We start from the raw sequence: 12,583 nt of genomic DNA on the forward strand, positions 1-12,583 counted from the left end.
AGATGGAAAAATTAGAACAGTTTTTAAGTAGCAGACTATTGCCGATGTCGGAGAAATTACAAAAGAACAAAGTGTTAGCCGCATTGATGGAAGGGTTTATCCGAACGAGTCCAATTACATTAGGGATTGCCTTCATTACAATTATTGGTAATTTCCCATTTCCTGGCTGGATCGATTTTTTGAAAAATGTGGGGATTTTTCCTCATGTAGAAGCAATCACTAATGGTGCTACAGGTGTTTTCTCGTTGTATGTCGTATATAGTTTAGCTTTCTCTTATGCAAAACAATTAGGGACCAATGAACGGAATGCCTCGATCATCTCTTTGGCAAGTTTCATTATGCTGATGCCGCAATCCGTCATGACAACTGTCACACAAGATGGGAAAGCAGTTGAACAAGCTGTCGGTGCGTTACGATTGGATTATCTGGGCGGACAAGGATTATTTATCGGTATGCTTGTCGCTTTGCTCATTACCCGCTTCTATGCCTTCTTAGCTAAGAAAAATATTATGATCAAATTACCGGAAAGCGTGCCGCCAATGGTCACACAATCCTTGTCACCAGTATTTGTCGTTACGATCATTTTTGTTGTTGTATTTGCTTTGCGAGTATTGTTTGGCTTGACACAATCAGGAACGATTTTCCAATTCTTTATCGACGTAATCAATGCCCCATTGAACTCTTTAGTAGCGAGTCCGTTATCGATCATCATTATCATGGAATTATTAGCTGTTTTATGGTTCTTCGGTATCCACAATGCTGTTTTGCAAGGACCTTTAGGCGCAATCAGTATGACGATGGTCGTTGGGAATATTGCTGCCTTCCAAGAAGGAAAAGCATTACCCTATTTAGTTCCGTCTGTTATCTACATGGGGATGTACGCAGCTGGATTCATGGGATTCGTGACATTTTTCATGATCAAAAGCAAATCAGCCAAAATGCGCCAGTTAGGTAAATTATCTTTTGTTCCATCCTTATTCAATGTGACAGAACCATTGATGTTTGGGATGCCGATCATCTTGAATCCGATTTTCTTTATTCCACAAATCTTTACACAATTGATTGCAGGATTCGTTACGTGGGGATTAACCACTACCATATTGCCGATTTCTTTGAATCCGACTATGTCGCTATTACCTTGGACAACTCCTACATTTGTGAAGATGCCTTTATCAGGCGGATTGAACTACACGATCCTAATGGTTATTTGTATGGCAATCGGTGTGGTGATGTGGTACCCATTCATTAAGATCGCAGATAAGAAAGAACTAGAGTTAGAAGCGGCGCTGGAAAAAGAAGAAGCAGAAATGAAAGCAGAAAAAATCATCAATGCAGAAGTCGAAGCATAATGAAGGGGAAAAGCATGTGGACATTAAGTATCGATATCGGTGGAACGTATATCAAGTCAGCTTTAATAATGGATACGCAAATAAGAGAAAAAAGACAAATAGAGACACCAAAAACAGATAAGGACAATTTTATCCTTGTCCTTGTCGAATTGATCCGTTCTTATCAGCAGATCGAACCCATTGAATTTGTCGGATTTTCTGTTCCTGGTGCGGTGAAAGAAGCGTCAACCGTCTTTTTTGGTGGAGCAGTCGCATGCCTGAATGAAGTCAATTTAAAGCAAGAAATAGAAAAACATTTGCCCGTTCGTGTGTTCGTAGAAAATGATGCGAAAGCTGCTGTATTGGGAGAAGCAAGTTTCGGTCATTTAAAAGGGATTGAAAATGGTGCAGGAATTATTCTAGGAACAGGCGTCGGCGTTGGACTTTTGCTAGATAGGCAGGTAAGAAAAGGACCCCATTGTCAAGCTGGAGAGGTTAGTTTCTTGATACAAGATCGTGGGATAAATGGGGCTGAATCATTTGCAGGGATCAATTTGTCAGCTGTTCGATTAGTAAAAGAACTGGCAAAATTATTTCAGTGTGAACCAGAAGGACCTCTTGTATTTGATTATCTATATCAAAAAGAAGATGAACAAGCACAAACTTTATATCGCACATACTGCAATCAAGTAGCGATTCTTTGTTTCAATATCCAGTGTTTGCTGGATTTGGACAAAATAATTATTGGCGGTGGAATCAGTAAACAAAAAAGGCTGATCAGAGATATCCAGAAAAACTATGAAGCCATCTTTTCTGTGTCGCCGATGATCGAACAAACGATTACGAAAATGACGATAGAAGCTGCCGCCTTTGAGTCTGAAGCAAATCTGATCGGTGCAGCGAAAGGAGTACGATTGAATGAGATTTCCAACTGATTTTTTATGGGGAGCTTCCACTAGTGCGTATCAGACAGAGGGAGCTTGGGATGCAGACGGTAAAGCGCCGTCTGTTCAAGATATGAAAGAAATACCTGACGGAACAAGTGATTTCAAAGTGGCGGTAGATCATTACCATCGCTTTGAAGAAGATGTTCGTTTATTTAAAGAGCTAGGATTAAAAGCTTATCGGTTCTCGATTTCTTGGAGTAGAGTCATGTCTAATGGAAAAGTTAATCCAAAAGGGCTGGAGTTTTATAAGAAACTCATTGCTTTATTGAAAGAAAATGAGATCGAGCCGATCGTGACGGTATTCCATTTTGATTTGCCTTATGAAATCCATGAAAAGGGAGGCTGGGAAAATAGGGCGACGATCCAAGCTTTCGCTGATTACTGCCAGCTGCTTTTTGACACATTCGGTCAAGAAGTAAACTATTGGCAAACAATCAATGAACAAAATGTCATGGCTTTAGCTGGTTCGATCATTGGTACAAGTAATAAATCAATGAAAGAAAAGTTTCAAGAAAACCATCATATGCTCGTTGCTCAAGCCCTAGTCACGAAAAATTATCATGATGGGAATTATCCAGGAAAGATCGGACCCGCGCCGAACATTGCCAGTGTATATGCTGCTTCTGATAAACCAGAAGACCAGTTGGCTGCAATGAATATGAGTGCTTTAAGAAACTGGCTGTTTTTAGATGCTGCGGTTTATGGTGTCTATAACCATAATGCCTGGCACATTTTGTCAAAAATCAATGCCTGTCCTGAAGTAACAGAAGAAGACAAAAAAATCATGCTAGAAGGTACATGCGATTATATCGCTTTTAATTATTACAATACCATGACTGTGTCAGCCTATTATCAAAAAGAAAACAAGATCGATCAGCAATCTGGCTTTGGTATCCCGGATTTCTTTCAAGCAACAACGAACCCACATTTGCCAATGACTGAATTCGGCTGGCCAATCGATCCAGAAGGGTTCCGTTATACGTTAAATGAGATCTATTCAAGATATCGTCTGCCGTTATTGATAACCGAAAACGGAATAGGAGCAAAAGACCAATTAACAGAAGATGGAAAAATCCATGACAAGTATCGCATCGACTATTTGAAACAGCATATCCAGCAAATGTATCTAGCAATGGAAGATGGTGTAGAGGTGATCGGTTATTGTCCGTGGAGCGCGATCGATTTGATCAGCACCCATGAAGGAATCGAAAAAAGATACGGTTTTATTTATGTTGATCGAACAGATGATTCTTTGAATACTTTGGATCGTTATAAAAAGGATAGCTTTTATTGGTATCAAAAATTGATTGCTGAAAATGGATTAAACGAAGAGGAGTAAGCCTATGCAGATCAATACGATGACTATTGACAACGAAGCCAATACGACTCTAACGGTTTATCTTCATGAAGAAAAACCCGAATTTCACCGTATTGACAAACGTCCGTTTATACTAGTGATTCCAGGAGGAGGGTATGGATTTTGCAGTGAAAGAGAAGCAGAACCGATTGCATTGAAATTTGCTGCTGAAGGTTATCATGCGGGTGTGCTGCGCTATCACGTTGGAGAACACCGTGATTTCCACAAAGCACTGGCGGATGCAGAAAAAAGCATGGATCTGATTGCCTTACTAGCTGAAAAAGCAAAAATCGATCAATCCAAAGTTGCAGTGATCGGTTTTTCTGCCGGTGGGCATTTAGCAGCCGCTTTGTCTACTTTGTCCGATCGAAAACCAAGTGCTTGTATCCTTGCCTATCCGGCTATTTTAAGCTCCTTTGCAGAAGCGATGAAAATCAAGGCTCCTTCTTTAGACATGTGTGTGACACCGCAAACGCCACCTACTTTTTTGTTTTCTACATTCGAAGATAATGTGGTGCCTATCGAGAATTCTATTTTGTATTTGAGAGCGTTAGAAGAAAACGATGTACCATTTGAAACACATATTTTTCAAAAAGGAAAGCACGGATTATCATTAGGAAATAAATGGAGTGGAAATAGTGAAGAGATGGTGGACCCACGATTTGCCAAGTGGTTTGAGCTTTGTATCGAGTGGCTGGAAATCATTTGGTCACAAGCCGCTGTAGAAACTACACAAAAAATAGAAGACGTTTGGCAAGTACCGATCAAAAATTTATACGCCATTGAAGCAAATCGTTCGATCTTACTTGAACATCTGCCATTTTTAGCCGATAGAAGTAGGTACAAAATCATTCGAAGTTTGTCCCTCAACCAGCTGTGTGAATTTTCGCCAGAGAAATTTACAAAAACAAAGATCAGTCTATGGGTAAATGAATTGACTTGGAATCTTTGAACTTTTCCATCAAAGAATCGATGATCGGAGGAAATAAATGAAATATGAAATAATCAATAAGAACAATCGGTTCTATTTTCTCATGGATGAAAAACCCTGTCTTCTCTTAGGGGGAGAAGTGCATAATTCAGCAGCTTCCACGACACTTTCTATGGAAAAAAATATTTGGCCATTTGTGAACAATATTGGATTGAACACCCTGCTTGTACCTGTTTATTGGGAAAACATTGAGTCAATTCCGGGAATATTCAACTTTGATTTGATAGAAGCTCAGTTACAAAAAGCAGCTGAAAATAAGATCAAGCTGGTTTTTCTGTGGTTCGGTTTATGGAAAAACGGTTTATCTACTTATGTTCCTCCGTGGATCAAGACAGATACAGAAAATTATTTTAGAGTAGTCAACCAAAAGCAAGAGCAGTTAAATTGTATCTCACCGTTTTGCGAGAAAGCAATTGAAGCAGATTGTCGCGCATTATCTAGCCTATGTCAATTTATCAGTCAGCATCCGCTGAAAGATCAAGTATGCATGATGCAGATCCAAAATGAGGTTGGCTGTCTTGAAACGGCAAGGGATTACTCTAGAAAAGCACAGCAAATATATGGATCCACACTTCCAGAAAGAATCAGAGAATTATATCCTCAAGCAAACAGCTGGCAGGAACTTTCAGACGAGACATTCATGGCCTATGCCTTTAGTCATGCACTGGAAAAGATGGCATTAGAAGCAAAAAAATGGTTAGATATCCCGTTGTTCACCAATGCTTGGCTGCATAAAGAAGGAAAAAGCGCGGGCGACTATCCTAGCGGTGGTCCTACAAAAAATGTATTAAACGTATGGGAAAAAAATGCACCTAGCTTAACGGCTTTTGCTCCAGATATCTATGAAGAAAATTTTCGGGAAATCATTCAAGATTATCAAATGATTGATCAACCCCTTTTCATACCAGAAACAAGAAAAGATCTAAGATATCTATCTAATTGTTTCTATGCATTTGGGAAAGGCGCACTTTTGTATTCTCCATTTGGAATCGAAGATCTTAGAAAAAGTACGGAAGCTATAATAGATGAGGATCAGGCTTTTTTGAAAGAGTTAGGATTAGACCAAGCGGCTTTTGATCCGACAGGAAGTTTGCCTTATTTTACTAAGTGTTATCAAATAATTAAAGAACTAACCCCGTTTTTAACGGATGAAACAATCAAGATCCATTCTTTTAAAAAGGAAAAGGACATGACGTATCAGTATCAAGATGGAAATTACCGATTTTTGATCAAATATTTAAGCAAAGACAAGAAAGAGCAGCTGAACACTGCTGGCCTCTTTTTTCAATTAGAAAATGATTATTTTTTTGCTGGATGTAACTTTGCTCTATTCCACGATGCAGTAGATGAAGAGCTGTGTTCAGAAATTTTGAATTTTGAAGAAGGATATTTTGAAGGAAAAAAATGGACCACAGAGCGTGTTTTAAATGGGGATGAGCGCTATACGCCATATATCGGTAATATGCCTAAAATCATCAAATTCTCTTTATATACCTATCCGAAAAAAGAACAGGAGGTTGTCCATGAATATCTTGCTGACGAACGAAACCTTTAAACCATCTACTAGTATGTTTGCCCAAGAACCGGAGCCACTCGAAAATCTATCTGTTTATCGAAATAGTACAGCCGCATTTCAGTTATTGCTGCATGATGGGAAGAAAAACCATTACAGCTTAGACGAGCAATTTACGATCCCAGATGCGATTGAAATACCTATATACCGAATAGAAATCAACTCAGAACTGCCCATCAAGTCGAATTTTATTGAATATTATTGCGGAAAAGACGACATTTTCTACGGAGATAAACTGTTAGAAGAAAAAGCACATACTTATTCTGGTGATCGCTTTACTCCTATTTACGTAGAAATCCCGGTTGATGGTCAACAAAAAACCGGCACCTATCCAATAGATATCACGATTTATCAAGCAGGAATAACAACAAAAGAAACAGTCATCGGACAGAAACGATTAGAAGTAACTGTAGAAGCATTTACTTTCAGTGATAAAGTAACTGACTCCTTCCATTTAGACATTTGGCAGCAACCTTCTAATCTTTCTCGTACATTCCAAGTGCCTCTTTGGAGTAATCAACATTTTGAACTGATTCAGACAATGGCTTCAACTTTAGCTGAATTAGGCCAAAAAACCATCACAGTCATTGCAGGAGAAATCCCTTGGAAAGGATGGTTCAATTATATTGTCAAAGATTTCCCAGCTAACTTGTATGAATACTCAATGGTCAAAGTCCTCAAAACAAAAGAAGGAAATATCCAGTGTGATTTTTCAATTTTGGATAAGTATTTAGCTTGTTTTTTTGAAGCAGGGATCGATAAAGAAATCGATGTGTTCGGCCTTTTAGGCGTCTGGCAGCCACCCTTCTTCCCTTTGAATAAAGCAGTAGAACATCCAGAAAAACTTGTGATCCGTTATTATGATGAGGAAATAGAGCAAATGGCATTCATCGAAAAACAAGAAGAGCTCAGACAATATTTCCAGCAATTGTTTACCTATTTTAAGAAAAAGAACATTTGGGACAAAGTTCGTCTCATGGCAGATGAGCCAAAAGCACATGAAATCGCTACGTTTAAAGAAGCTGTCAAGTGTCTAAAAGAAATTGAACCAACATTACAGCTGAAAGTGGCATTTGACAAGGAACCAGTCTTACAAGCCTTGATTTCAGAGATCGACTATCCAGTCACATCTTTTTATTGTACTTGTCAAAATTATGAATGGCTGAAGGAACAGTTTCCTGGAAAAACACAATACTACATCTGCAATTATCCAGATAAACCAAACACATTCTTGCACAGTCCTTTGACAGAAAGCCGCTTACAAGGAGCATTAGCTTATTATTTTGGAACAGATGGTCTGCTGAGATGGGCATATAACTGCTGGCCGGAACATGCAAGAGAAGATATTCGTTACAATACCAGTTCACTTCCAATTGGTGATTTGTGCTTGGTTTATCCATCTGTCTCCGGTAGCCTGCTCTTGTCTCTTCGCTATAAAGAACTGTATCGTGGTGTAGAAGACTTTTATCTGCTAAAAGAAGCGGAGAAAATAAACAAAACAAAAACAGACCAGCTCCTAGCTGATTTTCTTGGAGAGAAAAAGCCAGAAAACTGGATGGAAAACAGCCATCAGTCTGTGCAGAGATTATTCAATCAGTCTTACAGTCAATTCGATCAGTTAAGAAAGAAATTGATTGCGATCATCACAGAAACTTCTATTTAATTAAATAATAGTGAATAAAAAGCATGACCTGCATATTGCAGGGCATGCTTTTTATTTTTAACCGAGATAGGAAAGAATCCACCGTAAAAATATTTCCAGCACAGCGAGTTTTGTAAATCTTTGTTTAAACCAGTTTAGATCTAGCTAGCTGAAAAGAGACAAAGAACCTTGTTCCTGCTTAGATAAACTTTTGGGATAGAGAAATCACGAATTTACATAGTTTTTACAATCTTTATTTGAATTAAGAAAGATACAAATTAGAACTTTACAAATAGAGGGTACACTAAAGATGTAGCAAATAAATAAAAGGAGCTAAGATATGTTTGAGTTGAAAAAAATAGAAAAAACGATGGTGAGTATAGTATTAATAGCAACTCTAATGGTATTAGCAGGTTGTCGTTCGTCCAATCAGACAGTAAGTGGTAATCAAAACCAATCCTCTGATACGATCAAAATTGCTTTTTACCCTAATGAATCTGCTGCAGAGTTTGAACCGGCAAGAGAAGCGGTAAAAGCGGTGGTTGAAAAAGCTACAGATAAGAAAGTTGAATTAGTGACAAGTACAGATTACAACGTGGTCGTGGAATCTATTGCAAATGGACAAGTAGACTTAGCTTATATGGGTGCAGAAGGCTATATCGAAGCAAACAAGAAAAATGAGCAAGTAGAAGCCATATTGACCAATTCTGGGCCAAGCGGAACGCTGGAAGATGCGTTATATTACAGCTTTTTAGCGGTGAAACCAGAAAACAGCAAAGAGTATGAAGAAACAGGTGGCTATACGATTGATCCAATCAAAGACAAAACGATTTCTTTCGTCACGAATACCTCAACTTCTGGTTTTACTGTACCGAGCAACAAAATCGCTGAACATTTTGATTTAAAGAATACAGATGATCTTATCATGGATGGTCTATTCTTTGAAAAAGTGTTGTTTGGCGGGTCTCATCAAGGATCCATGATCAATTTATTAAAAGGCGACGCGGATGTAGCTGCTTTTATGAATATGCCGCAATATTTTGATGTGATCCAAGGAGAAGAAAACAAGGCAGGAGTCATTTACGAAGTAAAAAAAGATGCTCAAGCTCCTTTTGACACGGTACGAGGGGAACAAGCACAAGTTATTCTTTCCATACCGGTCTTGAATGGACCAATTGCAGCAAACAAACAGACGTTGTCTGAAGCAGATATTGATAAGATCATCAAAGGAATGACTGCTGATAGTACAGCTGAAAATAAAGCTATTTTTGCACCAAAAGATGCTGATGTCCCAGGTATGTTCACAAAAGAAGGAAATGAGCGGTATGTGGAAGTCTCAGATGACTTTTATGATGAGATCAAAGAAATGAACAAATAAGAAAAGACTGGAAAGGAAAGCCAAATGCTATTAGAAGTAAAAAACATCACGAAAACCTATCCAAACGGAAATCAAGCATTGCAGGATATTTCATTTTCACTTGAAAAAGGAGAATTTGTTTCGATCATCGGGCCGTCTGGGGCGGGAAAATCAACCATCTTGCGTACGATCAACCGATTAATCGAAGCAGATAGTGGTACGATTCGATTTGAGGATAGAGAAATGAATGAACTGAAAAGAAAAGAACTGCGAAAGAAAAGAAGACGTATTGGTATGATTTTTCAGCATTATAATCTTGTCAGTCGCCTTACCGTAATCGAAAATGTACTGCATGGCTGTTTGGGTTATAAAACAACACTCAGTGGAGCTGCTGGTCTTTATCGAGAAGAAGAAAAAGAACAGGCTTTTGATCTTATAGAAAAGGTGGATCTTTCGGCATTTGCGTACACTCGATGTGACGAATTAAGTGGTGGACAAAAGCAGCGGGTCGGAATCGCCAGAGCACTCATGCAAAATCCGGCACTCATCTTATGTGATGAACCAATAGCTTCTCTTGATCCAAAATCTGCTAAAACGATCATGGATTACTTAAAAAGAATAACCAATGAATTGGCGATTACTTGCCTTGTCAACTTGCATCAAGTGGAAACAGCCATCGATTATTCCGATAGGATCATTGGAGTGAATAGCGGAAAGATCGTATTTGAGGGAAGGCCATACGAGTTGACAAAAGAAAAAATAGAAACGATCTATCAATCTAAAAAATTATTAGTGTAAAGGATGAGAGAATGGAAAAAATAGAGGCAGAAAAATTTTTCAGACAACAAAAAAGATATCGCTTGTTTTATATTTTGCTGATTGCTTTTCTTTATTTTATTTCAGCACATGGCGTTGGATTTCGGGCAGGAGCAGCTTTTTCTGCTGTGCCAAAAAGTTTTTTCTGGCTATTCTCCAACTTTATTCCGACAAGTGATTCCCTAGCCTATTTATCGATCATCATATCTAGACTCGTCCAGACGATACTGATGGCAGTGACTGCTACGACATCAGGTGCTATTTTTGCCTTGATAGCAGCTGTGATTGGATCAAGAGAAATCGGTTTGAATCGTTTCACAAAAGTGATCGCTAGAGGCATGGCGAGTTTTTTCAGAAATGTCCCTATTGTTGTATGGGCAATAATCTTGTTGTTAAGTTTCAAACAAAACGAGTTTACCGGATATTTGGCGATTACTTTTACGACATTTGGTTATTTAACCCGTTCATTCATGGAAACAATCGATGAAGTATCTGGCAGCGTCATTGAAGCGATGATGGCATCTGGAGCTTCCTATTTGCAAATCATTTGGCAAGGTGTTTTGCCGATGTGTCTGAATCAGCTCCTTAGCTGGCTTCTTTTTCTAATAGAAAATAATATTCGTGATGCTACGCTAGTCGGGATACTGACAGGGACTGGTATTGGTTTTTTATTTGACTTTTATTACAAAAAATTCCAATACGATGTGGTCGGGATGATTACGCTGACTGTCATTATTGCAGTTATCTCACTGGAGGCAATTTCGAATACAGTAAGGAGGATGATCCGCTGATGATGGATTATCAGACAAATGAAACGAATGCCATATTTAATCCAACCTCTTATTCAAAGGTTGCATTCAGGAAAAGAAATCAGAGGATAAAAGTTAAACTATGGCGACAAGAACGGATCATTGTAAGGCTCATGCTGCTACTTTTATGTTTGGTTTCTGCATACACTGTGATCACAATGGATTACGGGAATGTCAAGTTAACAGAAGCAGTTTCTGCTTTTTTCTCCAATATGTTCAATATTTTCTTGCGTCCGCAGTTATCTGGAAGATTTACGACGTTTTCTTTAGTAGAAAGTCTTGGTATAACGATTGGTCTCTCTGTTTTAACAACTGTGATTGGTGCTTTTCTTGCTTTCTTTCTTAGCCTGTTAGCTTCCCGAAACTTAAGCAGTGGCTTTCTTTCCAATACGATAAGAGGGCTGATGTCTTTTATTCGAGCAGTTCCCACGATTTTATGGGTCATGATTTTTTCTATTTTGATCGGATTAGGAGCGAATGCTGCAATTATCGGGATGTCTTTTCACAGCATTGCTTATTTGACAAAAGTTTATTCTGAAAGTATTGAAGAAATGGAGTCTGGCATGATCGAAAGTTTGAAAGCGTGTGGAGCGAGCTGGTGGCAGATTGTTTTTCAAAGTGTTCTCCCTCATTGTTTCACGACATTGCTTTCTTGGACATTCATTCGGTTTGAAATCAATTTTACAAATGCGATTGCGGTAGGAGCTGCAGCTGGTGCAGGAGGATTAGGCTTTCAGTTGACGATGGCTAGTAACTTTTATTTTGATTTTCGAGAAATCGGCGTGATGGTCTATATGATCTTGACGATTGCTGTACTGTTAGAATTTATTTCTTTGAAATTAAAAGAAAAATATATTGTCAAAACATAAAATTTTATAGAAAGAGGAGAACGGGAATGAAGGCAGACTTACATGTGCATAGCTGCTATTCGAATGGTTTTTTTCATCCAAAAGAACTTTTGTCTTTAGCGACAGCTCAAGAAATAAACCATTTAGCAATCGTGGATCATCATACATTCGCAGGGATAGAAGCAGTAAAAGAAGTATTCTTTGAGTCGCCTGTTAATTTGATCGAAGGAATCGAAATTAGTGCTTTTGACTTGAAAAGACAAAAACATGTCCGCATATTGGGATATAATCTTTCAAATCGGAGCTATATCAAGCAGTTGTGCAGACCGTTACTTCATTTTCAAACCAATCAAACTTTATTTAAGTTAAAAAAACTGCAGGCAGAAGGTTATCATCTGAAGGAAGAGGAACTTTGGAAGGAAGCAGAGAAGGCAACTGCACTTTATCCCTGTCATTTATATCGTTTATTGAAAAAAAGAGGCTATGGTACACAGATGGACCATACGTTTTATCAAAAACTTATGACAGCAGAAGAAGTTTCTGATAATCGAAAAAAAATAAATGTATATGATGCCATAGAGGCAATCAAATACGGTGGTGGATTGACTGTTCTAGCCTGTCCAGGAAAATTTGATAACTATGATTTAATCCCAGAACTCGCTTCATTCGGGATTGATGGTTTGGAGAAGTATCATCCAGCTCATCGTATAAGAGACCTTAAGATCCTTTCAGATCTCATCAAAACATATCATTTTTCTTGTTTTGGCGGTTCTGATTTTCATGGAATAAGAGGGACTACAGGATTTGGCAGGACCTTGATCACAGATGCGCGAGAATTTCCCGATCAACTACTCTATAATTGAATAAACTACCTGTTTCAGAAAAATGAAAAAATGATTGCAGCAACTATAGATA

General features: G+C 38.4%; 11 protein-coding genes. All 11 read left to right on the top strand.

Translation table 11 applies throughout. The annotated features are described in order from the left end of the window. The first annotated feature begins 2 nt into the window (after positions 1-2). On the top strand, positions 3-1,349 hold the full coding sequence (locus IGL31_RS04425; RefSeq protein WP_086299759.1) for a PTS sugar transporter subunit IIC: 1,347 nt from the start codon (positions 3-5) through the stop codon (positions 1,347-1,349). Further along, positions 1,349-2,263 (top strand): ROK family protein, encoded by a 915-nt coding sequence (locus IGL31_RS04430; RefSeq protein ID WP_086299758.1) that lies wholly within the window; start codon positions 1,349-1,351, stop codon positions 2,261-2,263. The genes IGL31_RS04425 and IGL31_RS04430 overlap by 1 nt, the downstream gene beginning before the upstream one ends. Then, positions 2,247-3,614: a glycoside hydrolase family 1 protein gene (locus IGL31_RS04435; RefSeq protein ID WP_002332499.1), complete on the top strand. Its 1,368-nt coding sequence runs from the start codon at positions 2,247-2,249 to the stop codon at positions 3,612-3,614. Before IGL31_RS04430 ends, IGL31_RS04435 begins: the two co-directional genes overlap by 17 nt. 4 nt (positions 3,615-3,618) lie before the next feature. Continuing rightward, positions 3,619-4,584 (top strand): alpha/beta hydrolase, encoded by a 966-nt coding sequence (locus tag IGL31_RS04440; protein WP_086299757.1) that lies wholly within the window; start codon positions 3,619-3,621, stop codon positions 4,582-4,584. Between the two features lie 37 nt (positions 4,585-4,621). Further along, positions 4,622-6,178: a DUF5597 domain-containing protein gene (locus IGL31_RS04445; protein WP_086299756.1), complete on the top strand. Its 1,557-nt coding sequence runs from the start codon at positions 4,622-4,624 to the stop codon at positions 6,176-6,178. Then, entirely contained in the window at positions 6,147-7,859 is a 1,713-nt protein-coding gene (locus IGL31_RS04450; RefSeq protein ID WP_086299755.1) for a DUF4091 domain-containing protein, read from the top strand. The genes IGL31_RS04445 and IGL31_RS04450 overlap by 32 nt, the downstream gene beginning before the upstream one ends. 319 nt (positions 7,860-8,178) lie before the next feature. Further along, positions 8,179-9,216: a phosphate/phosphite/phosphonate ABC transporter substrate-binding protein gene (locus IGL31_RS04455; RefSeq protein WP_002306305.1), complete on the top strand. Its 1,038-nt coding sequence runs from the start codon at positions 8,179-8,181 to the stop codon at positions 9,214-9,216. 24 nt (positions 9,217-9,240) lie between these two features. After that, entirely contained in the window at positions 9,241-9,993 is a 753-nt protein-coding gene (gene phnC, locus IGL31_RS04460) for a phosphonate ABC transporter ATP-binding protein (RefSeq protein ID WP_002302937.1), read from the top strand. An 11-nt stretch (positions 9,994-10,004) separates the two neighbouring features. Continuing rightward, positions 10,005-10,802: a phosphate/phosphonate ABC transporter permease gene (locus IGL31_RS04465; RefSeq protein WP_002332494.1), complete on the top strand. Its 798-nt coding sequence runs from the start codon at positions 10,005-10,007 to the stop codon at positions 10,800-10,802. Continuing rightward, positions 10,802-11,689: a PhnE/PtxC family ABC transporter permease gene (locus IGL31_RS04470; RefSeq protein WP_002331497.1), complete on the top strand. Its 888-nt coding sequence runs from the start codon at positions 10,802-10,804 to the stop codon at positions 11,687-11,689. Before IGL31_RS04465 ends, IGL31_RS04470 begins: the two co-directional genes overlap by 1 nt. A 26-nt stretch (positions 11,690-11,715) precedes the next feature. Continuing rightward, positions 11,716-12,531, top strand: coding sequence for a PHP domain-containing protein (locus IGL31_RS04475; protein ID WP_002306310.1), 816 nt, complete (start codon positions 11,716-11,718; stop codon positions 12,529-12,531). The last annotated feature ends 52 nt before the right edge of the window (positions 12,532-12,583 follow it).

This window comes from Enterococcus sp. MSG3290 (assembly GCF_050555565.1).
Classification (GTDB): domain Bacteria; phylum Bacillota; class Bacilli; order Lactobacillales; family Enterococcaceae; genus Enterococcus_B; species Enterococcus_B faecium.